Genomic DNA, 26,470 nt, shown 5'->3' with positions numbered 1-26,470 from the left:
GGTGCATGATGGAACTGTTCAATAATCTCGCCCTTGGTTTTTCTACGGCCACGTCCATCGACAACCTTTTCTTTTGCCTGATCGGCGTCCTGCTCGGCACATTGATTGGCGTGTTGCCGGGCATTGGTGCCACGGCAACGATTGCCATGCTGTTGCCGATCACCTTCCAGCTGGAGCCGGTATCGTCGCTCATCATGCTCGCGGGCATTTATTACGGCGCGCAATATGGTGGTTCCACCACGGCCATTCTAATCAACATGCCGGGTGAATCCTCATCCGCCGTAACGGCCATCGATGGTTACCAGATGGCGCGCAAGGGCAAGGCCGGCGTTGCGCTCTCCGTTGCTGCCATCGGCTCTTTCTTTGCTGGCACAGTCTCGACCTTCCTCGTCGCGATCTTTGCGCCTCCGCTGACAGCAATCGCGCTGCAATTTGGTGCTGCCGAATATTTCTCGTTGATGGTGGTCGGCCTCGTGTCGTCGATCGCCCTTGCGCACGGCTCAATTATCAAAGCTTTGGCCATGGTTGTTCTCGGCCTGCTGCTTGGGCTGGTCGGCACGGATATCTATAGCGGCACACCACGCTTCACGCTGGGCATTCGCGAATATGCGGATGGTTTGAACTTCGTGGCCGTTGCCGTCGGTGTCTTCGGTATTGCCGAAATTCTGCGTAATCTTGAAAACGAAAAGACCCGCTCGGTCCTGATGGCCAAGGTCAGCGGCCTTCTTCCCAGCAAGGAAGACTTCAAGAAGATGGTTGGCCCCGTGTTGCGCGGCACGGCTATCGGCTCGGCACTGGGCATTCTGCCGGGTGGTGGTGCCATTCTTGCGGCGTTCGCATCCTACACTGTCGAAAAGCGTGTTTCGAAAAACCCGGAAGAGTTCGGCCACGGCGCGATTGCCGGTGTCGCGGGTCCAGAATCGGCCAACAATGCCGGTGCGCAGACCTCGTTCATTCCGCTACTCACACTCGGCATTCCGGCCAATCCGGTCATGGCGCTGATGATAGGCGCGATGATTATTCAGGGTATCGTTCCGGGTCCGAATGTTGCGACGGAACAGCCAGCACTGTTCTGGGGCATCATCGCTTCGATGTGGATCGGCAATCTGATGCTGGTCATTCTCAACCTGCCGCTGATCGGGTTGTGGGTAAAGCTGCTGACCATTCCCTACTACGTGCTGTTCCCCATCATTATGGCCTTCTGCGCCATCGGGGTCTACAGCGTGAACTCCAACGTCTACGATCTCTATGCCGTCGCCTTCTTCGGGCTCATCGGATATGCGCTCGTCAAGCTGCGCTGCGAACCGGCACCTCTTCTGCTCGGTTTCGTCCTTGGTCCTCTGCTGGAAGAAAATTTGCGCCGTGCGATGATCCTGTCGCGCGGTGATGCGACAACCTTCTTCACGCGACCAATCAGCGCCACATTGCTCATCATCGCGCTGCTGGTTCTGGTTGTCGTCTTCCTGCCAAGCGTCAAGAAAAAGCGCGAGGAGGTCTTCCAGGAAGAAGATTGATATTTGAATTATAGGCGAAAATTCCAGAGGCTGGGCATCATGTCCGGCCTTTGTCTTGTTTGCCGGGCGCAAAGCTGCCAAAGCAGGAGCACAAAACAAGGAGGTGCCCGTGTCAGACAATAGCGAAGCCCGCATCATCGCTCTGGAAGAAACAGTGGCGCATCAGGCAAAGACCATCGAAGAGCTTTCCGACCAACTGACCGAGCAGTGGAAAGTGGTGGAGCAGACCCGCGCGAAGCTGGACCGGCTCACAGACCGATTTTTGAACCTCGAAGAGCAATCGCTTGAGGCACCCGCCATCACCAAGCCGCCCCATTATTGAGGAACTGCGATGAGTGTTGCCCTGCTCTTCGTATCCGCTGCCGATGTTTTAACGTTCTGGAAACAGGCCGGGCCGGAAAAGTGGTTCGAAAAAGATGCACATTTCGATGCGACCTTTCATGACCGCTTTCGCGAGGCGCATTTTTCCGCGGCAAGACGTGAGCTTGAAGAGTGGCTCGACACGGCGGAAGATAGTCTTTCACTGCTGCTGTTGCTGGATCAGTTCCCGAGAAACTGCTTTCGCGGAACGGCGCATATGTACGCAACAGACCCGCTTGCGCGTCACTATGCGGAAGAAGCCATCCGGCGCGGTCATGATCTGACAATTGATCCAGAGCTTCGAGTTTTCTTCTATCTTCCCTACATGCATTCGGAAGAACTGGAAGATCAGGAACTGTGCTGCAAGCTTTGTGAACCGCTGGGCGAACGTTATCTGCCCTTTGCCATAGAGCATCTGGACATCATCAAGCGCTTCGGTCGTTTCCCGCATCGCAACGATATTCTGCTGCGTACCACGACGCCACAGGAACGTGAGTTTCTGGAAGAAGGCGGGTTTGCTGGATAAATAACCAGAAACGGAAAATCTCTTCAAAAAACAAAGGCCGCAGTTTTGATCGAAACTGCGGCCTTTGTTTTGTGCGTAAACCAAGATCAGCCGTCGAAAAACTCTTTCATCCGGGCAAAGAAGCCGGTGGATTCCGGATTGTTTTCCTTCGAGGAAAGCTGCTCGAACTCTTGCAGCAATTCGCGCTGCCGTTTTGTCAGCTTCTGCGGCGTTTCGATCTGAATCTGGATGTAGAGATCACCCGTCTGTGCAGAACGCAAAACCGGCATTCCCTTGGCTTTCAGACGAAACTGCTTGCCAGCCTGCGTGCCTTCCGGCACCGTCACACGGGATTTCGTTCCGTCCAGCGTCGTCACATCGAATGTGCCGCCAAGTGCTGCCGTGGTCATGGAGATCGGCACAGCGCAGTAGAGATCGGCACCGTCGCGTTGGAAAAACTCATGTGGCCGCACGGAGAGGAAGATGTAGAGGTCGCCCGAAGGACCGCCCCGCATACCAGCTTCGCCTTCGCCTTGCAGACGAATACGTGTGCCATCTTCGATACCGGCTGGGATATTGACCGAGAGCGAACGCTCTTCCGTCACCCGGCCCTGACCATTACACTTGGTGCAGGGATCGGTGATCGTCTGGCCGCGACCGTGACAGGTCGGGCAGGTGCGTTCTACCGAGAAGAAACCCTGCGCTGCGCGAACACGGCCCGAACCCTGACAGGTTCCACAGGTTTTCGGCTGCGTGCCGGGCTTTGCGCCGGAACCGGTGCAGACATCGCAGGTGATGGAGGTTGGCACACGGATTTGCGCCGTCTTGCCGCTGAACGCCTCTTCCAGCGAAATTTCCATGTTGTAGCGAAGGTCGGCACCGCGCTCGCGTCCGCCGCTGGAGCGACGCGCACGTCCACCACCCATCATTTCGCCAAAAATATCTTCGAAAATATCGGAGAAACCACCGCTCGCGCCGCCGCCAAAGCCGCCGCCCGCGTTGCCCATGCCGCCTTGTTCGAAGGCTGCGTGACCGAAACGGTCATAGGCCGCACGTTTCTGCGCGTCTTTCAACGTTTCGTAGGCTTCGTTGATTTCCTTGAACTTCTTTTCAGATTCTGCATCACCGGGATTCTTGTCCGGATGATACTTCATCGCGAGTTTGCGGAAGGCGCTTTTCAGCTCTTTTTCGTCGGCAGTTTTGCCAACGCCAAGGGTTTCGTAAAAGTCTGCTTTCGCCATTAAATAACAAGCCCCGGAAATGGATTTCCGGCTGCACGAGGCAGCCGGATTTCAGTCAAGCATCAATTGGAGTTCAAGCGCCGCACTTATGCGGACTTCTTGTCATCCTTGATTTCTTCATAGTCCGCATCAACGATATCGTCCTTGCCGCCTGGAGCAGCACCTTCGCCGCCTTCAGCCTGCTGGGCTTCGTAGATGGCCTGACCCAGCTTCATGGACACTTCCATGAGGGTCTGGGTCTTGGCCTGAATGTCATCCGCATCGGGTTCAGACGCTTCAACAGAGGTTTTCAGCGCTGCAATGGCATCTTCGATGGACTTGCGGTCCGTTTCGGAAACCTTGTCACCATACTCCTTCACCGACTTCTCGGTGGAGTGGATGAGGCTTTCGGCCTGGTTCTTGGCTTCTACACCGGCGCGACGCTTCTTGTCGGCTTCGGCATTGGCCTCGGCGTCCTTCACCATCTTGTCGATGTCGGCGTCGGAAAGACCACCAGATGCCTGAATGCGGATCTGCTGTTCCTTGCCTGTTCCCTTGTCCTTGGCGGAAACCTGCACGATGCCGTTGGCGTCGATATCGAATGTGACTTCGATCTGCGGAACGCCGCGTGGTGCTGGTGGCAGGCCAACGAGGTCGAACTGGCCAAGCGACTTGTTATCGGCAGCCATTTCGCGCTCACCCTGCGAAACGCGGATAGTCACAGCAGACTGGCTGTCTTCAGCGGTCGAGAAGGTCTGGCTCTTCTTAGTTGGGATCGTCGTGTTACGGTCGATCAGACGTGTGAAGACGCCACCCAGTGTTTCGATGCCGAGCGACAAAGGCGTCACGTCGAGAAGCAGAACGTCCTTGACGTCGCCCTGAAGAACGCCAGCCTGAATGGCAGCACCCATGGCAACAACTTCATCCGGGTTCACACCCTTATGCGGCTCTTTGCCGAACAGTTGCTTGACGATTTCCTGAACCTTCGGCATGCGGCTCATGCCGCCGACGAGAACGACTTCTTCGATTTCAGCCGCGGTCAGACCAGCATCCTTGAGCGCTGCCTTGCACGGTGCAACGGTACGCTGAACGAGATCGTCAACCAGGCTTTCGAACTTGGCGCGGGTCAGCTTCAGTGTCAGGTGCTTAGGACCGGTGGCATCTGCCGTGATGAATGGCAGGTTGATTTCGGTCTGCTGCGAAGACGACAGTTCGATCTTTGCCTTTTCGGCAGCTTCCTTGAGGCGCTGCAAAGCTAGCTTGTCGCCCTTCAGGTCGATGCCCTGATCCTTCTTGAATTCACCGGCCAGGTACTCGACCAGACGCATATCGAAGTCTTCACCGCCAAGGAATGTATCACCATTGGTAGACTTCACTTCGAAAACGCCATCGCCGATTTCCAGAACGGAAATATCGAAGGTACCGCCGCCCAAGTCGTACACGGCAATCGTCTTGCCTTCCTTCTTGTCGAGGCCATAAGCCAAGGCCGCAGCCGTTGGCTCGTTGATGATGCGCAGAACTTCCAGACCAGCGATGCGGCCAGCATCCTTGGTGGCCTGACGCTGGGCATCGTTGAAGTAGGCAGGAACCGTGATGACGGCCTTCTCAACCTTTTCGCCGAGGTAGGATTCAGCGGTTTCCTTCATCTTCTGAAGGATCATCGCAGAGATTTGCGATGGGGAATAACCCTTGCCCTGCGCCTGTACCCATGCATCGCCATTGTCGCCCTTGACGATCTCGAACGGAACGAGGCCCTTGTCCTTTTCGACAGTCGGGTCTTCGTAACGGCGACCGATAAGGCGCTTGACGGCAAACAATGTGTTGGTTGGGTTGGTGACGGCCTGACGCTTTGCAGGCTGACCGACCAGACGCTCGCCATCATCGCTGAATGCGACCATGGAAGGGGTCGTGCGCGCACCTTCTGCGTTTTCAATAACTCTAATGTCCTTGCCGTCCATCACTGCGACGCAGGAATTGGTCGTGCCAAGGTCGATGCCGATTACTTTTGCCATTCTCTTCTCTCCTTGAAGCGAGTTGTCGGAACCCCGTGAGGCATTCCACTGACGACTCCTTGACTTGGATGGTCTTCATGTTTGTGCAGCATTCTTCAACGCTGTTCTGGGGCGTATATAAGGAGCGATTTTTCCCGCTGCAAGGCAGATAGATGCGTCCACCGCAGCAAAAATCAAGAAATGCAGCTCTGAACAAAACACATAAGGGGTCACAACCGCCTTGGATGCTGCAAGAATGTGAAACAACCGGGTTGCGCGGCTTCGAAAGATTCGCGCCAACCGTCATGTCTCTGTCATGCGCGATGCCTATAGGCGGGAAGCCTTTTCATAAAACATCACTCTATAGAGGTTATCATGCGCAAACTTCTCGCCGCATTCATTGCCACCACGGTTCTGGCCGGCGCCGCACAGGCCGCAACCGTCTATCCTCTTGATCGCGCGACCATTCTTAACGGCTCGCCGTTTGATTTCAAGGTCGAGTTCAAAAACGTCGTAAAGCCTGAAGACCTCAAGATCACCGTCAATGGCGAGGATTACAAAACCGTTTTCGGTGCCGACGTCACATTCGTTTCTGAAGAAAAGGGCAAAGAGGACAAGGTCCTCGGTTCCGCAGTCCTATTGCGCGGTCTGACAATTGCCAAGGCTGGCGATTATCAGGTTGAGGTTTCTGCTGGTTCTGAAACCAAAAAGGTCACATGGACAGTTTATGGCACGGGCGAAGCGCCAAAGGCCAAGAACGTCATCTTCCTTTTGGGTGATGGTCTCTCGGTTGCTCACCGCACCGCTGCCCGCATCATGTCCAAGGGTATGACCGAAGGCAAGGCGAACGGCCGCCTGAACATGGACGAAATGGACCGCATGGCCTTCATCGGCACGTCTTCCACGGAAGCCGTCGCGACCGATAGCGCCAACACCATGTCTGCTTACATGACCGGCCACAAGACAGCCGTTAACGCTCTTGGCGTTTATGGCGACCGCACGCCTGCAAGCCTTGACGACCCTAAGGTCGAAACGCTGGCAGAAGCCCTGCGTCGCCAGACGAAAAAGTCCATCGGCATCGTCACCACATCGGAGTTGCAGGACGCCACACCTGCCGCCGTTGTCTCCCATACCCGCAAGCGCGGCGACAAGGCCGAAATCACGGGCATGCTGCTGGATGTCAAGCCAGACGTCGTTCTGGGCGGTGGTTCGGCCTATTTCCTTGGCAAAGACACACCCGGTTCCAAGCGCAAGGACGACAAGGACTACATCAAGCTGTTCAAGGACGCTGGCTACACTCTCGCCACCGACAAGAGCGAGCTTGAAAAGGCAGAAGGTTCAAACACCGGAAAGCTTCTCGGCCTGTTCCACACCGGCAATATGGACACGCTTCTCGACCGCAACTTTCTCAAGAAAGGCACAGTCGACAAGTTTCCAAATCAGCCCGGTCTGGTCGATATGACCAAGGCTGCCCTGGGCGAACTGTCGAAAAATCAGGACGGCTTCTTCCTGATGGTCGAAGCGGCCAATATCGACAAGATGTCTCACCCGCTGGACTGGGATCGCGCCGTTGTCGAAACCATCGAATTCGATAAGGCCATCGGCGTTGCACGCGAGTTCGCTGCGAAGAACCCGGACACGCTGATCGTCGTCACCGGCGACCACACGCATGGCGTTTCCATCATCGGCACAGTCGATGACGAAAAGCCCGGTGATGAAATGCGCTCCAAGGTCGGCACCTATGCCGAAGCCGGCTTCCCGAACTATGAAGACAAGGATGGCGATGGTTATCCTGACCGGGTCGACGTCAGCCGCCGCCTGTTCCTCAATTCCAATAATGGTCCAGACCATTACGAAACATTCCGTCCAAAGCTGGATGGTCCTTTCGTTCCGGCAATCCAGAACGAGAAGAAGGAATATATCGCCAACGAAGCCTATAAGAACGTTCCCGGTGCGGTTTTCGTGCAGGGCAACATTCCCAAGGATGGCGATAGCGGCGTTCACGCTGTTGACGATATCGTTCTACAGTCCACCGGCCCCGGCTCGGAAGGCTTCAAGGGCTATATGGAACAGAGCGACGTTTACCGCGTGCTGGCCGATGCCTTTGCACTGAGTACAAAGCAGACGCAATAATAGCGCTTGAACAACAAACGATCCGGCTCGCATGATGTGGGCCGGATCGTCTTCGTTTAGATTAACGCGGATAGATCGAAATCGGAGATCGTCATGGTGCACCCTCCATTTCTGCTTTCACGCAGACAGTCTTTGAAACTGGCCGCCCTGTCGGCATTCACGCTAGGCGCGGACCGGGCATCTGCCGCTCCATCGCCGCTGACCTTTGATGAAATGTACGGCAAGATCGGCGTTCTGGGGCTGGAGTTTTCCGAAAAACTGAAGGCGCTGGCTGGCAAGGAAATCCGTATGAAAGGCTTCATGGCTCCACCCTTGAAGGCTGAAGCTTCCTTTTTCGTGCTGACGGAAATCCCAATGGCGCTCTGCCCGTTTTGTTCGTCGGATTCCGACTGGCCGGACAATATCGTCGTCGTATATCTCTCCGAAAAACAGACCTTCGTGCAGCCAAGCACCACGATCGATGTAACGGGAACTCTCGAACACGGCTCATGGACAGACCCGGAGACAGGTTTTGTTAGTCTCGTGCGTATCAGAGATGCACAATATTCGGTGTCTTGAACATGCTGTCTTTGACTATATCCGATCTGACCGTTTCTTTTGCCGGCCTGGCAACGCCTGTCTTGCGGATCAATGAGTTGAAGGTTTCCGCCGGGGAAACCATGGCGATTACCGGCGCATCCGGCTCAGGCAAAAGCACCTTCGTCAATATCATCACCGGTCTAGAACGTGTCCGTCAGGGGCATGTGACTTGGAGCGATCAAGAGATTTCCGGGTTAACCGAAACCCGACGAGATCGCTGGCGCGGCGAGAATGTCGGGCTGGTCATGCAGGAGTTTCATCTGCTGCCGGGCCTCTCCGCCATTGAAAACGTCCTGCTGCCGGTTCGTCTGAGCCGCGCCATGTCCAACGTATATGCAAAGCGTGCGGCATCTCTGCTTGAAAAAACTGGCTTGGGTCGACCGGATCAGAAAATCGATACTATGTCACGCGGCGAGATGCAGCGTGTGGCGATTGCTCGCGCATTGCTGAGAAAGCCCGGTGTCATCGTCGCCGATGAGCCCACCGCAAGCCTTGATCCAGACAATGGAGAGGCCATCGGTCGACTGCTGGTCGATCTTGCGCAAGCAGAGGGCACGACACTAATCGTCATCACGCACGACAGGCTTCTGGCGCAACGTCTCGAGCGCCGTATTGAACTCTCCAATGGCCGTATCCTGACCGACACCGCCGGGAACCTCTGATATGATACGTTTTATTTTATCCGATCTGCAACGCCTTTGGGCCGGATCGCTGGTTGTCGTGCTGTTGGTTGCCTTTGCAACGGCCCTTGGCGTTACTGTGACATTGCAGGAACGGGCGCTTCGACTGGGCACGGCCCGCGCTGCCGATAAGTTCGATCTCGTCGTCGGTGCAGCGGGCAGCGAAACGCAACTCGTCCTGTCGTCAGTCTTCCTGCAAGCGGCACCCCTACCGCTCGTCAGCGGCGACACATTGGCGTCTCTGACGAGCGACCCCCGCGTCGCGTGGGCAGGCCCTGTCGGCTTTGGGGATTCGTTTGCTGGCTACCCAATTGTCGGAACAACCACCTCTCTGATCGACAATACATCCGGTGGCTTTCTGGAGGGCCAAGGTTTTGCCGATGGAGAGGGCGCCGTCATCGGCTCTGCCGTCGACTTGCGTGTCGGGGCAAAGATCAAGCCTATGCACGGCACTGCGGAAGAGGGTGGCCATACCCACACCGAGATCGTTTATCACGTTCAAGGCCGGCTAAAGCCCACGGGCACACCGTGGGATCGTGCCATTCTGGTGCCGATCAGTTCCGTCTGGCACATTCACGGCATGGATCATTACGAAGGTGCAGAGGATCACGCCCATGAAGCGGATGGTGAACATCATGAAGGCCATGCCCATGATCATGTTGAGGGTGATGAGGCGGCACTGAATGAGACATTTACGTCTGAGACGCCGGGCGTCCCCGCCATTCTGGTGAAACCGAAAACCATTGCGGATGCCTACAAGCTGCGCCAACAATACCGTCAGGGAAATACCCTTGCTGTGTTTCCGGGAGAAGTCCTGACCAAGCTCTATGCCACGTTGGGAGATGCGCGTGAGGTTCTGTCTGTTGTCGCCATCGGCGCTCAGGGGCTGGTCGCGGCATCCCTTATTCTCGTAACGCTGACCCACATTGTGCAAAGGCGAAAACAGATTGGCGCTTTGCGCGCATTCGGCGCTCCGCGCTCGTCCATTTCGTTGATTGTCTGGACGGAGTTATTCGCGCTGTTTGCCACGGGTATCGCGCTTGGTTTTGCAATCGGATTTGCAGCGGCAAAAATCATCACCGCAATGCTCGTCGCAAAAAGCGGCGTCGTCATGCCGGTTGAATTTGCCAAAGCCGATTTAACGCAAGCTGCGTTGCTGCTTGCCGTGGCTGCCGGTCTTGCGATTTTGCCCGCATGGCTCGCCTACCGCCAATCACCCGCCGAGGCGCTGCGCGGATAAGCAATCACCGAATCGCGCAACACCGGACTGGCCTCGTTTGGCATCAATGCGGATCTATATGGGCCTTGTGGAAAATATCATCCTGCGGAGGGATCGCCTGGCGTTCAATCATACGGTGAACGCGGGGGCGTGTGGCTCCGCGATGCAGCGCCAGAATGCTGTCCCAGCTTTCCGCATCCGCATGGGTGCGCCGGTGGTTGTGGCGCACATATTCCACCCACGTCGGAACATGATAGATTTCCGTCCAGACATCCGGGTTTTCCAGATCGCGCATCAGCGTCCAGTTCTGTGCGCCGTCGCGCAGTCGAATGCGCCGCCGCTCCACCATGATCGCCATAAACTCCGGCAGATCGGAATCATCGATTTCGTAATCGATCAGAATGGCAATCGGGCCGCTACGGGGTTTGACATCAAGGCGCAGGTTGGGCTCGACGAACCGATTGAGCGGATCAAGGTTGAGTGATGCGAAGGCAGGCATGGTCAACTTGAAGCCCACCAGAACACCCAGCAGCATCAACACGCACGAGCAGAGCAGCGAATAGGACAGGCCATAATTTTCGGCCAGCGAACCCCAAAGCCAACTGCCCATGGCAATGCCGCCGAAGGTCAATGTCTGGTAAAGCGACAGCGCCCGACCCACCACCCAGCGCGGCGTGGACAACTGAACGATGGTGTTGAACAGCGACAACGCCAGCACCCAGCTTGCGCCGGAAACCGTCAGAACAAGTGCAGTGAGAATAGCGCTGGTGCTGATGGCCGTCACAGCCGCGCTGAAGGCAAAACCAAGGAATGCGACGCGTACGATCCATTCGCTGCTCAATGTTTCACGCAAACGTGCACTGATCAGCGCGCCACCAATCGCACCGACGCCGAACGCGCCAAGCATGATGCCATAGGTCAGCGGGCCACCCTGCACCAGATCACGCGCAACAAGCGGCATAAGGGCAAGAATGGCACTGGCAGAAAGGCCAAACAGAAAACCGCGCACCAGAACCTTGCCGATATTCGGTGACATGGCGACATAACGCATACCGGCGGAAATGGCGGCGAAAAGCTGTTCACGCGGCAGTGTGGATGTGTTTTTTGGCGGCTGCCATTTCACCAGCGCGTAGATCAGCGTGAAGTAGCTGAGTGCGTTGACCAGAAAAGCCGCCGCAGCACCCGCCAACGCCACGATCACACCGCCGATGGCAGGGCCGACGCTGCGGGTAATGTTGAAGCCGACACTGTTGAGCGTCACGGCTGCGGGTAGATCTTCACGCGGCACCATCTCTCCCACCGATGCCTGCCAGGACGGATTGGCAAGCGCCGTGCCGCAGCCGATCATGAAGGTAAAGAACAAAAGCAGCCAAGGGGTTAGCAGGTCGAACCACGCAAAGACCGTCAGACAGACCGAAGCGGTCAGCATGAGAAGCTGCGCTACGATCATGATCCGGCGGCGGTCAAGACTGTCGGCCAGCGCACCGGAAACGAGGGAAAACAGCATGATGGGCAAAGATGTCGATGCCTGCACCAGTGCGATCATATTTTCGGATGACGAAAGTGCCGTCATCATCCATGCTGCACCCACCGCTTGAATAAGACCGCCAAAATTCGATGCGATACTTGCAAACCAGATTGTTCGGTACGTTTGGTGGCGCAGCGGCGCGAGGGGAGATTTTCTATCGGGCACAGGCAGTCCAACTGATGCAATTGCTGATCATCCAATCGACACTATAGACGTCGATTGAGTGGATGCCACTCTTTCAAGCCCCGTCACGGTAAAATTGTGACGAAAGCCAATTTCGCAGCTCACCCGCCTTATCCTTGCAATATCGGACATAAGGGTCTATAGGACCGTTCAAATTCTTGATCGTCCGATGAAGAGTGGGGCCGCAAGGCTCCGCTCTTTTTCGTTAGGCGCCCCAAAAACCGGATTATAAAGTCTGGTGAAGATGAAAGACCGGAAGGCCAGAATGGCAGAAGCCGAACCAAGACTGATAACCGAAACGGGTGTAGACCAGCGGATCGCAGAGATCATCGAGCCGGTTATAACCGGTATGGGCTTTTTGCTCGTCCGCGTCAGGCTCTCGAGCCAGAACGGTTCGACCCTACAGGTCATGGCCGAACGCGAAGACGGCACAATGACCGTTCAGGATTGTGAAGCGATCTCGCTGGCCATTTCACCGGTTCTTGATGTGGAAGATCCCGTCGAGAAAGCGTATCATTTGGAAGTATCGTCGCCCGGCATCGACCGTCCGATGGTGCGTAAAACAGATTTTGCCCGCTGGCAGGGCCACATCGTCAAGATCGAGACATCGATCCTGGTGGATAACCGCAAGCGTTTTCGCGGCAAGATTGCCGGCATGGATGCAGACGGTTTCCAGTTGGAGCGTGATCAGATTGCTTATGGCGAAGAGCCTGTGGTGACGATCCCGTTCAACACGCTTTCGGACGCCAAGCTGGTTTTGACCGACGATCTTATTCGTGACGCACTGAAGGCGGACAAGCAGGCCAAGGCCGCAGCTGCTGCCAACCAGAACGAAGAAGCTGACGAAGACTAATTTCAACGTAAGCCCTTGAGTTGGGCATATCCCGCAATCATGCGAATTACGGAGACATAAAAATGGCAGTAAGTGCTAACCGGCTTGAGCTTCTACAGATCGCCGATGCTGTTGCGCGCGAAAAGGTCATCGACCGCGAAATCGTTCTTGCTGCAATGGCCGATGCTATTCAGAAAGCCGCCCGTTCGCGTTACGGTTCGGAAACCAACATTCGCGCCGACATCAACTCCAAGACCGGCGAAATTCGCCTTCAGCGTCTTCTGGAAGTTGTCGAAAAGGCCGAGGATTACGGCACGCAGATCCCGCTGGAACTGGCACGCGACCGCAACGTCGATGCAAAGATTGGCGATTACATTGCCGATCCTTTGCCACCGATGGATTTTGGCCGCATCGCCGCCCAGTCTGCCAAACAGGTTATCGTCCAGAAGGTTCGCGAAGCAGAACGTGACCGTCAGTATGACGAGTTCAAGGATCGCATCGGCGAAATCATCAACGGCACCGTCAAGCGCGTCGAATATGGCAACGTGATCGTCGATCTCGGCCGTGGCGAAGGCATCATCCGTCGTGACGAGATGATTCCCCGCGAAAACCTGCGTTACGGCGACCGCGTTCGTGCCTTCGTTTATGACGTGCGCCGCGAACAGCGCGGCCCGCAGATTTTCCTGTCGCGTACGCACCCACAGTTCATGGTCAAGCTTTTCACCATGGAAGTGCCGGAAATCTACGACGGCATCATCCAGATCAAGTCGGTTGCCCGTGATCCGGGTTCCCGCGCCAAGATCGCCGTGATCTCCAATGACTCGTCGATCGATCCGGTCGGCGCCTGCGTCGGTATGCGCGGTTCGCGCGTTCAGGCCGTTGTCGCAGAGCTTCAGGGTGAAAAGATCGACATCATTCCCTGGAGCCAGGATACGGCTTCCTTCATCGTCAACGCGCTTCAGCCTGCTGAAGTATCCAAGGTCGTTCTCGACGAAGAAGCAGAACGCATCGAAGTCGTGGTTCCTGATGAGCAGCTGTCGCTCGCCATCGGTCGTCGCGGTCAGAACGTTCGTCTCGCATCGCAGTTGACCGGCTGGGACATCGACATCATGACGGAGCAGGAAGAGTCCGAGCGCCGCCAGAAGGAATTCAACGAACGCACCGGCATCTTCATGGAAGCGCTGGATGTGGACGAAATGGTTGGTCAGGTTCTGGCTTCGGAAGGTTTCGCGCAGGTCGAGGAACTGGCCTATGTGGAGCTCAGCGAAATTGCCTCTATCGACGGTTTCGATGAAGACACCGCTGTTGAAATCCAGACCCGCGCCCGCGAACATCTCGAGCGCAAGGAAGCCGAGATGGACGCCAAGCGCAAGGAACTCGGCGTGACCGACGAGCTTCGCCAGATCGAAGGCCTGACCACACAGATGTTGGTTGCGCTGGGCGAAGATGGCGTCAAAACCATTGAGGACTTTGCAGGTTGCGCCGCCGACGATCTGATCGGCTGGAGCGAACGCAAGGACGGCGAGACGAAGAAGTTCGAAGGTCTGTTCTCCAAGCTCGATATCTCGCGCGTTGAAGCTGAAAACATGATCGTTCAGGCCCGCCTTCTGGCTGGCTGGATCACGGCAGAAGATCTCGCTGCACAGCAGGAAGCAGAAGCAACGACTGAGGAGGCGGATACCGCTGTTCAGGAATGATTTCGCAGGCGCATGAGCCGGAAGACTTGGCCGAAGACGGCGAGGACGAAGGCAACGTCAATGGACGTATGTGCATTGTGACACGACAGAGCGGATCGCCAGATGAGCTGATCCGCTTCGTCGCAGGCCCGGACAACAGCGTTGTTCCGGACCTGAAACGCCAATTGCCAGGGCGCGGTTGCTGGGTAACAGCCGAGCGCGCCCTGATCGAAAAGGCCATTGCGAAGAAACTTTTCGCGCGCGCCTTGAAGACGGATGTGAAAGCCGGACCGGACCTTCTGGATATGATGGACCGGCTGATGGCGCAGCAACTGGCTGGGATGATGAACATGGCGCGCAAAGCAGGCCAGTTCATCTCCGGGGCAACGAAGGTCGATGCGGCCGTTCGTTCCGGGAACTCGCTAGCGGTGTTCCACGCCACGGATGCGGCGCCAGACGGTGTTCGAAAGATAAACCAGGCCCGCAAAGCCTGGACCCTCGGCTCAGGCGCCGAGACTGAAATACCGTCCTTTCACCTGTTCAGTGAGCAGGAATTGGACGAACTGATGGGCCAGAATGCTTTTATCCATGCCTGCGCGCTTGCAGGACAGGCGGGTGAAGGTGTAGTGAAGCGCGCAAAGATGCTCGAGCGGTATCGCAATGGCGATAAACCTCAGGCGGAATTAGACGCTGCCCGGACGGAACAATGACGCGGTCATCGGACACTATCCGCCGCCGCGTTCGGATGCAGCTATTTAAAGACAGGGCCTGATGAATGTCATCCGGCTCTCGTCCGAAGGAACGGGAACGGAATGACCGATAACAACGACGACAAGACAATCAACGCACAACCCAAGAAGACCCTCACTCTGAAGCCGAGTGGAGCGTCTCAGGGAACTGTGCGTCAGGATATGGGTCGTGGTCGCACCAACGCGGTTGTCGTAGAGACACGCAAACGCCGCCCATTGCGTCCAGAAGACGAGAAACCCATTACGCCAACGGTGACGGCCGCCGCACCGCAGCCAGCCCGCCCAGCAGCACCGGCTGCCGCACCGGCAGCACAGCAGCGTCCGCAGCAGCCACAGTCGCAGCGCCCTTACCAGTCCGGTAATCGTGATCGCGACCGCGATCGCCCTGCACAGTCTTCGCAGCCTCAGCGTCAGCCGGACCGCCCACGCGGCAACGTCTTGCACGACCTGTCTGCTGGTGAAATGGATGCACGCCGCAGAGCGCTCGCAGAAGCTCAGGCTCGCGACATCATCGAAGCCAAGCAGCGCGCCGAAGATGAAGCCCGCCGCAAGATCGAAGACGAAGCACGCGCCGTAGCCGAGAAGGAAGAGGCTGCACGTCGTGCTGCCGAAGAAGCTCTTGCTGCGAAAAATGCACCCGCTCCGGCACCGGTCGTTGAAGCACCTGTTGCTGCTCCCGCTGCAACCATAGCGCCTGTCAACACAGGTCGCACGGATGCGCGTCCACAGACAACACGCACCGCACCTGCTGCTCCAGCACCCATCGATAGCGCAGGCCCACGCGGCCGTCGCCCCGGTGGTGAAGAAGAGAGTGATGATCGCGGTGCCCGTCGCGGCGGTGTACCGGTTCGCGGCAAGATCACAGCCCCTGCCCCTGCCAAGCCTGCTGCCCGTCTGAAGACGGAAGAAGAGCGTCGTCGTGGCAAGCTGACCGTGACGTCCAATCTGGAAGAAGATGGCAACCAGGCCCGTGGCCGTTCGCTTTCTGCCATGCGCCGCCGTCAGGAGAAATTCCGTCGTGGCCAGATGCAGGAAGTGCGCGAAAAGGTCATGCGCGAAGTTATTCTGCCTGAGACCATCACCATTCAGGAACTGTCGCAGCGTATGTCCGAACGGGCCGTCGATGTGATTAAGTATCTGATGAAGGAAGGCCAGATGATGAAGCCGGGCGACGTCATCGACGCCGATCTGGCTGAACTGATCGCTGGCGAATTCGGCCATACCGTTAAGCGCGTCTCCGAATCCGACATTGAAGAAGGCATCTTCAACCTGTCCGACGACGATGGCGGCGAACTGGTTTCGCGTCCTCCAGTCGTTACCATCATGGGTCACGTTGACCATGGTAAGACATCGTTGCTCGACGCTATCCGTCAGACCAGTGTTGTATCCGGTGAAGCCGGTGGCATCACCCAGCATATCGGCGCTTATCAGGTTGAGAAGAACGGTCACAAGATCACCTTCATCGACACTCCCGGCCACGCCGCCTTTACGGCCATGCGTGCTCGTGGTGCACAGGCAACCGACATCGCCATTCTGGTGGTTGCAGCTGATGACAGCGTGATGCCGCAGACGATTGAATCGATCAACCACGCCAAGGCGGCCAATGTGCCGATCATCGTGGCGATCAACAAGATCGACAAGCACGAGGCGAACGCTGATAAGGTGCGTCAGCAGCTTCTTCAGCACGAAGTCTTCGTGGAATCTCTGGGTGGTGAAGTTCTGGACGTGGAAGTATCCGCCAAGAACAAGCTCAACCTCGACAAGCTTCTGGAAGCCGTTCTGCTTCAGGCCGAAATTCTCGATCTGAAGGCAAACCTCAACCGCACTGCGGAAGGTACGGTTATCGAAGCCCAGCTCGATCGTGGTCGTGGTTCCGTGGCAACCATTCTGGTTCAGAAGGGCGTGTTGCGTCCGGGCCAGATCATCGTTGCAGGCGACCAGTGGGGCCGTGTGCGCGCACTCGTCAACGACAAGGGTGAGCATGTCAAGGAAGCTGGTCCGGCCACGCCGGTCGAGGTTCTCGGTCTTTCCGGTACACCATCTGCCGGTGATCGCTTCGCGGTCGTCGAAAACGAAAGCCGTGCTCGTGAAATCTCCGAGTACCGTCAGCGTCTGACCCGCGACAAGGCTGTTGCCCGTCAAACTGGCCAGCGCGGTTCGCTGGAACAGATGATGACGCAGTTGCAGGCCACTGGCCGCAAGGACTTCCCGCTGCTCATCAAGGGTGACGTGCAGGGTTCTGTCGAAGCGATCATCGCATCGCTGGACAAGCTTGGAACAGACGAAGTTCGTGCACGCATCATACACTCGGGCGCAGGTGCAATCACGGAATCGGATATCTCGCTTGCCGAGGCGTCCAACGCTGCGATCATCGGTTTCAACGTACGCGCCAACGCTCAGGCACGTACAGCATCCGAACGCGCCGGTATCGAAATTCGCTACTACAACATCATCTACGATCTGGTTGATGACGTGAAAGCAGCGATGTCTGGCCTTCTGTCTCCAGAGCGTCGCGAGACGTTCCTCGGCAACGCCGAAATTCTGGAAGTCTTCAACATCACGAAAGTCGGCAAGGTCGCCGGTTGCCGTGTCGTCGAAGGCAAGGTGGAACGTGGTGCAGGTGTTCGTCTGGTGCGCGACAACGTCGTTATCCACGAAGGCAAGCTCAAGACGCTCAAGCGCTTCAAGGACGAAGTCGGCGAAGTGCCGGTCGGTCAGGAGTGTGGTATGGCGTTCGAAAACTACGAAGATATCCGCGCAGGCGATACGATCGAGTGCTTCCGCGTAGAGCACATCACGAGAACGCTCTAAGAAGCGTCTCTATTGCAGACTTGAGGCGAGCGCTGGCTTACCAGCGCTCGTTCCGTTTGAGGCAAAGATAAAATGGCAAAAGCAACATCATCCGCGCCCTCGCAACGCATGCTGCGCGTTGGTGAGCAGGTGCGCGCTGCAATCACCCAGATTCTACAGCGTGGAGAAGTCCAGGACGATCTGATTGAAAAGACGGTGATTTCCATTTCGGAAGTTCGCATGTCCACCGATCTCAAGATCGCCACCGCCTATGTGACGCCGATTGGCGTTGCCGACCACACCGACACGATTACGGCACTGAACCGTCACGCCAAATTTCTTCGCGGCCGTCTCGGCCCGAACTTGCGGCAGTTGAAGTACGTGCCGGAGCTGCGTTTCCGCGACGACACGAGCTTTGACAATTACAAGAAGATCGACGCCCTCCTTCGCTCACCCGAAGTGCAGCGCGATCTCGCATCTTCCAATGAAAAAGACGACGAACAGAATTGAAGCATGTCCAAACCACGCAAGCAGCAACATCGTAAACCGAAGGGTCGCCCGATTTCCGGCTGGCTCATTCTCGACAAGCCCTTCGATTTCGGCTCCACAGAGGCCGTATCCAAGATAAAATGGCTGTTCAACGCTCAGAAGGCCGGTCACGCTGGTACGCTTGATCCTCTAGCATCCGGCATGTTGCCGATTGCGCTTGGCGATGCGACCAAAACTGTGCCCTACGTGATGGATGGCCGCAAGGTCTATGAATTCACCGTCACCTGGGGCGAAGAGCGGACGACCGACGATATGGAAGGTGAGGTTCTCAACACCTCCACCGACCGTCCGGACGAACAGGCTATCCGTGATCTTCTGCCAAACTACACCGGCACCATTCAGCAGATTCCCCCGCAGTTTTCGGCCATCAAGATTGCCGGTGAACGCGCTTACGATCTCGCCCGCAGCGGCGAAGTCGTTGAAATTCCAGCGCGTGAGGTGGAGATCCACCGCATCACGCTGCTGGCCTGCCCGGATGCGAATACAGCGCATTTCGAAGTCGAGTGTGGCAAGGGCACCTATGTCCGGGCGCTGGCCCGCGATCTGGGTCAGGATCTCGGCTGCTACGGCTTTATTTCGCAGCTCCGCCGTTCCATGGTCGCTCCCTTTTCGGAAGGTGCCATGGTGCCGCTCGAAAAGCTGGTTGAATTCGAAGCCATCGAAGACCGGGACGAGAGACTGGCAGCTTTGGATGCCTATCTGATCGACACGTCGGAAGCCCTGTCATCCCTGCCGCACCTCGCCATCAATGATGACCAGGCACAGCGCCTGAAAATGGGCAATGCAATCCTGCTGCGCGGACGCGATGCGCCGACGCAGGAAAGCGAAGCTTACGCCACGGCGCGCGGCAAATTGATTGCCATTGGCGAAATCGGTGAAGGCGAATTCCGCCCGAAGCGGGTTTTCGGCTAAATCATGCGAAAAGAGGCGGTGGTAATCGCCTCTTTCTTTTATAGGCCAATTGGTTTATAGGCAGCGCCAGCTAGGGCATTGCCTGCGCTATTGAATGGCCAGTGCTGGACGACATCCCGGCGCTTGGCGTCCCATTTTTCCTTAAAATAGAAAGGATCGCACGATGTCGATTACTGCAGAGCGCAAAGCCGCCCTCATCAAGGAATACGCAATCGTTGAAGGCGATACCGGTTCGCCGGAAGTCCAGGTTGCCATTCTGACCGAGCGGATCAACAATCTGACCGAACACTTCAAGGGCCACAAGAAGGACAACCACTCTCGTCGTGGCCTTCTGACCATGGTTTCCAGCCGCCGTTCGCTTCTTGACTATGTCAAGAAGAAGGATGAGGCACGCTACACAAAGCTGATCACCAGCCTTGGCGTACGCCGCTAAAAAACTTCACCGGCGGGTTTCGACAAGAAAATCCCGCCGGTTTTTTCATCCGGCTTTTGGCTGGAACGCTGATATCGGCAGTCTTTGAAGACGCCGCGAAATGAAAGATGGGCCGGATGGGCCGGTGCCGTCTGAAATAAACCGATGACCTGTCATGGGGCAGGATTGCCAGATGCTTTTGCAGCGCTACCCGCGTTGCCGCATTTCACCTGAAATGTGTTTGAAAAGCCTCCCGCTGTCTTGCCCGTGACGTGTTGAGCCCGCGTGTTTTCCTTCGATGTGAGAACCGCGGCTACATTTGAGGACAAGATATGTTCAATCAACATTCCGTCGAAATCGAATGGGCAGGCCGCCCTTTAAGACTTGAGACAGGCAAAGTTGCCCGTCAGGCCGATGGTGCGGTTATTGCGACCTACGGCGAGACTGTCGTTCTTGCGACCGTCGTTTCCGCCAAGTCTCCAAAGCCAGGTCAGGACTTCTTTCCGCTGACCGTCAACTACCAGGAAAAGACCTATGCTGCGGGCAAAATCCCCGGTGGCTATTTCAAGCGCGAAGGCCGTCCTTCCGAGAAGGAAACTCTGGTTTCCCGCCTGATCGACCGTCCAATCCGCCCGCTGTTTCCTGAAGGCTATAAGAACGACACACAGGTTGTCGTCACCGTTATCCAGCACGATCTGGAAAATGATCCAGACGTATTGTCGATGGTTGCCGCTTCTGCCGCACTGACCCTGTCCGGTGTTCCTTTCATGGGCCCAGTCGGCGGCGCGCGCGTTGGCTACATCAACGGCGAATACGTTCTGAACCCGCATCTCGACGAGATGGACGAATCGGTTCTCGACCTCGTTGTTGCCGGTACGCAGGACGCCGTCCTGATGGTTGAATCCGAAGCCAAGGAACTCAACGAAGAGATCATGCTCGGCGCTGTGATGTTCGGTCATCGCGGCTTCCAGCCAGTAATCGACGCCATCATCAAGCTGGCTGAAGTTGCTGCCAAGGAACCACGCGAATTCGAACCGGAAGATTTCTCCGCTCTCGAAGCAGAAATGCTCGGCGTTGCCGAAACCGAACTGCGCGCTGCTTACAAGATCACTGAAAAAGCTGCCCGTTATGCAGCCGTTGATGTTGCCAAGGCCAAGGTCAAGGCTCACTTCTTCCCAGAAGGTGCCGAACCTAAGTACACGAACGAAGTGATCGGCGCCGTCTTCAAGCACCTCCAGGCGAAGATCGTTCGCTGGAACATTCTGGACACCAAGAGCCGCATCGACGGTCGTGACCTGTCCACCGTCCGTCCGATCGTTTCGGAAGTCGGCCTTCTGCCACGCACACACGGTTCTGCCCTGTTCACACGCGGCGAAACTCAGGCCATCGTTGTTGCCACACTCGGCACCGGCGAAGACGAGCAGTACGTGGACAGCCTCACAGGCATGTACAAAGAACGCTTCCTGCTGCACTACAACTTCCCTCCCTACTCGGTTGGTGAAACAGGCCGCATGGGCTCCCCGGGCCGCCGCGAAATCGGTCACGGCAAGCTGGCATGGCGCGCCATTCGCCCAATGCTGCCAACCGTTGAGCAGTTCCCGTACACGCTTCGCGTTGTTTCCGAAATCACCGAGTCCAACGGCTCGTCTTCGATGGCAACCGTTTGCGGCACATCGCTCGCACTGATGGACGCAGGCGTACCGCTTGCCAAGCCAGTGGCCGGTATTGCCATGGGCCTGATCCTCGAAGGCGAACGCTTTGCCGTTCTGTCCGACATCCTTGGTGATGAAGATCACCTCGGCGACATGGACTTCAAGGTTGCCGGTACAGCAGACGGCATCACCTCGCTTCAGATGGACATCAAGATCGCCGGTATCACCGAAGAGATCATGAAGGTCGCTCTTGAGCAGGCAAAGGGCGGTCGTACGCACATTCTCGGCGAAATGGCCAACGCCATCACCGAAGGTCGTTCGCAGCTCGGCGAGTTCGCACCACGCATCGAAGTGATGAACATTCCGGTCGACAAGATTCGTGAAGTCATCGGTTCCGGTGGCAAGGTCATCCGCGAAATCGTTGAAAAGACTGGCGCCAAGATCAACATCGAAGACGATGGCACCGTTAAGATCGCCTCTTCTTCCGGCAAGGAAATCGAAGCGGCCCGCAAATGGATTCACTCCATCGTTGCAGAGCCTGAAGTTGGTCTGATCTACGAAGGTACGGTTGTGAAGACCGCTGACTTCGGCGCATTCGTCAACTTCTTTGGCGCACGTGACGGCCTCGTTCACATCTCGCAGCTAGCGTCCGACCGCGTTGCCAAGACCTCCGACGTCGTCAAGGAAGGCGACAAGGTTTGGGTCAAGCTGATGGGCTTCGATGAACGCGGCAAGGTTCGCCTGTCCATGAAGGTTGTCGACCAGACAACCGGCAAGGAAGTCGTTGCCGAGAAGAAGAACGAAGGCGAAGCTGCCGAGTAAGGCGGTTTGAGCTAACCGATATTGAGGCGCGGGATTTTTACCCGCGCCTTTTTTCTATTTGACCCGCTAAAGCGCATGGCGCTTAGCTCTTTTGTTACACGCATGTTGTTATCGCAAAACCGCTCTACACTTTTGCGCAACATGCCTTAAGGACCGCCCCCATGAGCCGTGACGCCGTCAAAACCCTGTTTCACCCTTTCGCTGCCCAGATGTTGGAGGCACCGAAGCAGGGAGAACGTGTATTGTTTCTCGGCGCGGAGGCTGGTGCGCCGAGGCTGGAAGATTTTGAGGCACATATCGTCGGCGTACAGAGCTTCCGCCCGCTTTACCGGGCCTTGCTGGCGCAGGGCACCGAAGTAACACCGGACCTGTCCGGCGAGGATTACGACGCAGCGCTTATCTTGTGCGGCAAGCACCGCGGTGAAAACGAAAACCGTCTGGCCGAAGCGCTGAAGCGCGTCAAGGCTGGCGGCCTGATTGTTGCTGCTGGCTCCAAGGAAGACGGCATCGTCACCCTGCGCAACACGCTGGGCAAGCTCGGCATCGCCGCCGACTCCACACCGAAATATCACGGCGTTGCTCTTTGGTTCAGAAAGCCGGAGGATGTTTCGGCTGCCGTTGCCAAGCTCACACAGGGCGCTGTTACCATTGACGGTCGCTTCACCGCCCTGCCCGGTATGTTCTCGCACGACCGTATCGATGGTGGTTCTGAACTTCTGGTGTCGCGTCTGCCGACAGATTTTGATGGTAATGCCGCTGATTTCGGCGCGGGCTGGGGGTATCTCTCGGTCATGCTGGCTGCAAAATCCGCGCGCACTGCACGTATCGATCTGTTCGAAGCGGATTGGAATGCGCTGGAATATGCCAAGACCAATATGCTGGAAAACTGCCCGCGACTGACGGCGCGTTTCTTCTGGCAGGATCTGGCCGCCGAGCCACCGAAAGAAAAATACGACCTCATCATTATGAACCCGCCTTTCCACTCCAATGGGCAGGCGACGGAACCGGCGCTCGGTCAGGCGATGATCAAGACGGCTGCAACGGCGTTGCGCAGCGGCGGCAAGTTGCTGATGGTCGCCAATCGCGGCCTGCCCTATGAAACGATTCTCTCAAGCGATTTCCGCAAGAGCGAAGAACTCTGCCGCAATTCACGCTTCAAGGTTTTGAGCGCGCAGAAATAGTCAACTTAACAGCCATGCCCAGAACGACACGGTCAGCACGCCAAACAAAGTGGATATGCTGATCGTGGAGGCTGCAATGCTGTGGCCTATGCCGAAACGGTTGGCCAACAGCCAAGAATTGATGCCAGTCGGCACGCAGGATGTAAGAACCAGTGCGGCGGTCCATGCCGGGCTGAGCCCCAGGGCATGTGCCGTCAGCCAGACGCAGGCGGGCATGAGTATCAGTTTAAACGCCGTCATGGTCACGGCGATGCGCAGATTGCCACGAATGGGATATTTGGTCAGCGCCATGCCCAGCGAAATCAGCGCAGCCGGACCCGCCATGCTCGCAATCTGATCGATCACCGTTGTCAGCACCACTGGCATTGGCAAGCTGGACATGTTGAAGGCAAGCCCGAAAATGAGGGCGATCACCAGCGGGTTCGTTATCAGATTGCGGCCAACCTGCTTCAACACGGCAAGCGCACTGCGCTTTTCTCCACCCGTGACTTTGTGCGCCGCATTCTCCATCAATATCGTGCCGGTAATCATCATGATTGGCAGATGCACCACCAGCAGAATGGAAATCGCCACGATACCGTCACTGCCGACGGAACGACCGACAAGCGGCAGACCGATGAAGATGTTGTTGGCAAAGGCAGACGAAATGCCTGCGATAACGCCAACCCGCAAATCCTGCTTGAAGACATGCCGCGTCACCAATTGACCCGCCGCCCACGCAATAGCCACACCGGTAAAATAAGTCAGCCAGAGCTTAAACGGCGATGCGCCATGGAAATCGGCTGCGATCAGCGTGCGGAAAATCAAGGTCGGCACGGCGATCTTGAATACGAAGTCGCTCAACACATCGCCCGCTTCGGCTTTGAAAAGCTTGGCCTTAACAGTGAGCCAGCCAATCAGGATAAGAAGGAAGATCGGCGCGACATTAACGGCGACAGCATACATTAGGGGAGACTTTCGCGGGCCTTGCAGGAGTGCTTTCGGTCTAACGCATATAGTTCGGGCGAACAAACGAATTTGGTTCTGGACCTGCAAATCCTGCGGTTGTGGCGAAAAGCACAAAAGAAAAAAGCGGGGTCACCCCCGCCTTCATCCCGCTCGCTGCGCCAGTACATCCGTGGCGAAAGCGATGCGGATTTTATAACCTTGCCTTATGACACGCGCATGACAGGTGAAATTTTGCCATGCAACGCACTATGTCCGAGGTTTTGGCTTTTCATGTTGCCAGAAATCTTTAAGACCAAATCCCGGATAACGCATCCGTCGATGCGGTTCGGACAAGAGGCTCATGACAAAATTCGACGTACTGACCGTTGGCAACGCCATTGTGGACATCATCTCCCGTTGCGATGACACGTTTCTCAACGATAACGCGATCACCAAAGGCGCGATGAACCTGATCGATGCGGAGCGTGCAGAACTGCTCTACTCGCTGATGGGTCCAGCCTTGGAAGCATCCGGCGGCAGTGCGGGCAACACGGCAGCGGGCATTGCTAATTTCGGCGGACGCGCAGCTTACTTCGGCAAGGTGGCGCAAGACCAGCTCGGCGAAATCTTCCAGCACGATATTCGCGCTCAGGGCGTTCACTTTGAAACCAAGCCGGAAGGTACCTTCCCGCCAACCGCTCGTTCAATGATTTTCGTCACCGAAGACGGCGAACGCTCGATGAACACCTATCTCGGTGCCTGCGTTGATCTTGGCCCGGAAGATGTGGAGCCTGAGGTCGTCGCGCAATCACAAGTCACTTACTTCGAAGGTTATTTGTGGGATCCGCCACGCGCCAAGGATGCGATCCGCGACTGCGCTCGTATCGCCCATGAAAATGGTCGCGAAGTCTCCATGACGTTGTCCGACAGTTTCTGCGTCGGTCGTTACCGCGACGAGTTTCTGGACCTGATGCGAACAGGCACGGTCGATATCGTTTTCGCCAACAAGCAGGAAGCGCTTTCGCTGTACGAAACGGACGATTTCGAGCTGGCGCTGACCAAGATCGCGGCAGACTGCAAGATTGCAGCCGTGACCATGAGCGAAGAAGGCGCAATCATCGTGCGTGGTGATGAGCGCGTGAAGGTCGATGCCTATCCGGTTCACGACGTGGTGGACACGACCGGCGCTGGTGATCTCTTTGCGTCAGGTTTCCTCTACGGTTACACGCAGGGCCGTTCGCTGGAAGATAGCGGCAAGCTCGGCTGCCTTGCAGCAGCAGCGGTTATCCAACAGATCGGCCCGCGCCCCATGTCATCACTGAAGTCGCTTGCTGCAAAGCACGGGCTTATTTAAAAGCCTCGCCGGGGTAAGCACCCCAGATTTCACCTTGAGATACCCAGCCGGTCACCTGATCGGCTTGGGCCTTGCACCAGTCGCCATTGCATTCACCAATCCTGATCTGGACACCAGGCTCCAGCTTGGCGAGAACGGCAGCGCTCGACTGCGCGTCGCGGCGCAGGTTAACGTAGACATCCTTGCCTTTGCCGCGCATCCATGGTGCGGCAACGGCGGTTCTTTCACCGGACAGAAGCGCCTGGTTGACCCAGCCTTCGGTGCCATCCGCATCGCGAATGCGCCGCCAGTTTTCATATTCCTGAATGATCTCAACTGGCATTCCGGACTTCATATACATCCACGAGACCGCGTAATCGGTGCTCGGCCCGATGCGCATGTTGACGCGCCGTGACTTGAGGCTGACGAAGCGGGGCAGCGGCAGGCCGCTCGCGCCCTTGGCGGCACCCTGTGCCATGACCGGGGCGCTTGCGGCGTCGAGAAAACCCAGCGACAATGCAATGCAGACAATCGAAACAATGCTACGCATGCCGGTTCCGTTTCCTTGCTTTTTAGCAATAGAGAATAATAATCGGACATATCATTTCTCAAGGCCCACGACAGCGACATGCGAGTTTCGTTTGTCTTCGGCGATGGGTCTGGTAGAAACGCCCTTGGATAGAAGGAAATTATCGCTCTTTCTGGTTAACGACCTCTGAACAA

General features: G+C 56.6%; 22 protein-coding genes. 17 read left to right on the top strand and 5 right to left on the bottom strand.

The features are described 5' to 3' along the window. The first annotated feature begins 8 nt into the window (after nt 1-8). From RMR16_RS13875 to RMR16_RS13865, 3 genes are all read left to right on the top strand, one after another. Entirely contained in the window at nt 9-1,514 is a 1,506-nt protein-coding gene (locus RMR16_RS13875; protein ID WP_320200311.1) for a tripartite tricarboxylate transporter permease, read from the top strand. A gap of 109 nt (nt 1,515-1,623) precedes the next feature. Continuing rightward, on the top strand, nt 1,624-1,836 hold the full coding sequence (locus tag RMR16_RS13870) for a SlyX family protein (protein WP_320200312.1): 213 nt from the start codon (nt 1,624-1,626) through the stop codon (nt 1,834-1,836). 9 nt (nt 1,837-1,845) lie between these two features. After that, nucleotides 1,846-2,400 carry a DUF924 family protein gene (locus RMR16_RS13865; RefSeq protein ID WP_320200313.1) on the top strand — a complete coding sequence of 185 codons (555 nt, stop codon included), beginning with the start codon at nt 1,846-1,848 and terminating at the stop codon, nt 2,398-2,400. Between the two features lie 86 nt (nt 2,401-2,486). Here the strand turns inward: RMR16_RS13865 and dnaJ are convergent, their stop codons facing one another. Further along, nucleotides 2,487-3,620, bottom strand: coding sequence for a molecular chaperone DnaJ (gene dnaJ, locus RMR16_RS13860; RefSeq protein ID WP_320200314.1), 1,134 nt, complete (start codon nt 3,618-3,620; stop codon nt 2,487-2,489). Between the two features lie 86 nt (nt 3,621-3,706). Next, nucleotides 3,707-5,611 carry a molecular chaperone DnaK gene (gene dnaK / locus RMR16_RS13855; protein ID WP_320200315.1) on the bottom strand — a complete coding sequence of 635 codons (1,905 nt, stop codon included), beginning with the start codon at nt 5,609-5,611 and terminating at the stop codon, nt 3,707-3,709. 354 nt (nt 5,612-5,965) lie between these two features. On the opposite strand from dnaK, the gene RMR16_RS13850 reads away from it, so the two are divergent. The 4 genes from RMR16_RS13850 to RMR16_RS13835 all read left to right on the top strand — a co-directional run bounded on the left by RMR16_RS13850 (nt 5,966) and on the right by RMR16_RS13835 (nt 10,222). Further along, nucleotides 5,966-7,723, top strand: a complete 1,758-nt coding sequence (locus tag RMR16_RS13850) for an alkaline phosphatase (protein ID WP_320200316.1) — start codon at nt 5,966-5,968, stop codon at nt 7,721-7,723. 93 nt (nt 7,724-7,816) lie between these two features. Then, nucleotides 7,817-8,281, top strand: coding sequence for a hypothetical protein (locus tag RMR16_RS13845; protein WP_320200317.1), 465 nt, complete (start codon nt 7,817-7,819; stop codon nt 8,279-8,281). A 2-nt stretch (nt 8,282-8,283) separates the two neighbouring features. Beyond that, nucleotides 8,284-8,964: an ABC transporter ATP-binding protein gene (locus RMR16_RS13840; RefSeq protein WP_320200318.1), complete on the top strand. Its 681-nt coding sequence runs from the start codon at nt 8,284-8,286 to the stop codon at nt 8,962-8,964. Between the two features lies 1 nt (nt 8,965). After that, nucleotides 8,966-10,222, top strand: a complete 1,257-nt coding sequence (locus RMR16_RS13835; protein ID WP_320200319.1) for an ABC transporter permease — start codon at nt 8,966-8,968, stop codon at nt 10,220-10,222. Nucleotides 10,223-10,265: 43 nt separating this feature from the next. Here the strand turns inward: RMR16_RS13835 and RMR16_RS13830 are convergent, their stop codons facing one another. Then, nucleotides 10,266-11,894, bottom strand: coding sequence for an MFS transporter (locus tag RMR16_RS13830; protein ID WP_320200320.1), 1,629 nt, complete (start codon nt 11,892-11,894; stop codon nt 10,266-10,268). 283 nt (nt 11,895-12,177) lie between these two features. Between RMR16_RS13830 and rimP the strand changes: the two genes are divergently transcribed. The 9 genes from rimP to RMR16_RS13785 all read left to right on the top strand — a co-directional run bounded on the left by rimP (nt 12,178) and on the right by RMR16_RS13785 (nt 23,487). After that, the gene (rimP, locus tag RMR16_RS13825; protein WP_320200321.1) at nt 12,178-12,765 is read left to right on the top strand and encodes a ribosome maturation factor RimP; all 588 of its coding nucleotides are present in this window, start codon (nt 12,178-12,180) and stop codon (nt 12,763-12,765) included. A gap of 62 nt (nt 12,766-12,827) precedes the next feature. After that, nucleotides 12,828-14,441 carry a transcription termination factor NusA gene (nusA, locus tag RMR16_RS13820; RefSeq protein ID WP_320200322.1) on the top strand — a complete coding sequence of 538 codons (1,614 nt, stop codon included), beginning with the start codon at nt 12,828-12,830 and terminating at the stop codon, nt 14,439-14,441. Further along, on the top strand, nt 14,438-15,130 hold the full coding sequence (locus tag RMR16_RS13815; protein ID WP_320200323.1) for an RNA-binding protein: 693 nt from the start codon (nt 14,438-14,440) through the stop codon (nt 15,128-15,130). Before nusA ends, RMR16_RS13815 begins: the two co-directional genes overlap by 4 nt. 102 nt (nt 15,131-15,232) lie before the next feature. Continuing rightward, on the top strand, nt 15,233-17,980 hold the full coding sequence (gene infB, locus RMR16_RS13810; protein WP_320200324.1) for a translation initiation factor IF-2: 2,748 nt from the start codon (nt 15,233-15,235) through the stop codon (nt 17,978-17,980). A 72-nt stretch (nt 17,981-18,052) separates the two neighbouring features. Then, entirely contained in the window at nt 18,053-18,469 is a 417-nt protein-coding gene (gene rbfA, locus RMR16_RS13805; RefSeq protein WP_320200325.1) for a 30S ribosome-binding factor RbfA, read from the top strand. Between the two features lie 3 nt (nt 18,470-18,472). After that, nucleotides 18,473-19,420 carry a tRNA pseudouridine(55) synthase TruB gene (gene truB, locus RMR16_RS13800; protein ID WP_320200326.1) on the top strand — a complete coding sequence of 316 codons (948 nt, stop codon included), beginning with the start codon at nt 18,473-18,475 and terminating at the stop codon, nt 19,418-19,420. A gap of 163 nt (nt 19,421-19,583) precedes the next feature. Then, nucleotides 19,584-19,853, top strand: coding sequence for a 30S ribosomal protein S15 (gene rpsO / locus RMR16_RS13795; protein WP_320200327.1), 270 nt, complete (start codon nt 19,584-19,586; stop codon nt 19,851-19,853). Nucleotides 19,854-20,164: 311 nt separating this feature from the next. Continuing rightward, nucleotides 20,165-22,306, top strand: a complete 2,142-nt coding sequence (gene pnp / locus RMR16_RS13790; RefSeq protein ID WP_320200328.1) for a polyribonucleotide nucleotidyltransferase — start codon at nt 20,165-20,167, stop codon at nt 22,304-22,306. 161 nt (nt 22,307-22,467) lie between these two features. Next, complete coding sequence (locus RMR16_RS13785) at nt 22,468-23,487, top strand: class I SAM-dependent methyltransferase (protein WP_320200329.1); 1,020 nt, start codon at nt 22,468-22,470, stop codon at nt 23,485-23,487. Here the strand turns inward: RMR16_RS13785 and RMR16_RS13780 are convergent, their stop codons facing one another. Beyond that, nucleotides 23,488-24,432, bottom strand: coding sequence for an AEC family transporter (locus RMR16_RS13780; RefSeq protein WP_320200330.1), 945 nt, complete (start codon nt 24,430-24,432; stop codon nt 23,488-23,490). It lies immediately after the preceding gene. A 343-nt stretch (nt 24,433-24,775) separates the two neighbouring features. Here RMR16_RS13780 and RMR16_RS13775 point away from each other — a divergent pair, with 343 nt between their 5' ends. Further along, a complete protein-coding gene (locus tag RMR16_RS13775; protein WP_320200331.1) occupies nt 24,776-25,768 on the top strand; it encodes an adenosine kinase in 993 nt (330 codons plus the stop codon). On the opposite strand, the gene RMR16_RS13770 is transcribed toward RMR16_RS13775, so the two are convergent. Then, nucleotides 25,761-26,297 carry an SH3 domain-containing protein gene (locus RMR16_RS13770; protein WP_320200332.1) on the bottom strand — a complete coding sequence of 179 codons (537 nt, stop codon included), beginning with the start codon at nt 26,295-26,297 and terminating at the stop codon, nt 25,761-25,763. The two genes, RMR16_RS13775 and RMR16_RS13770, sit on opposite strands and share 8 nt — an antisense overlap. Nucleotides 26,298-26,470 lie beyond the last annotated feature (173 nt).

Source organism: Agrobacterium sp. rho-13.3, assembly GCF_033957765.2.
Lineage (GTDB): Bacteria > Pseudomonadota > Alphaproteobacteria > Rhizobiales > Rhizobiaceae > Agrobacterium.
Note: the sequence above shows the minus strand (reverse complement) of the source record. Positions and strands in the feature narration are given on the sequence as shown.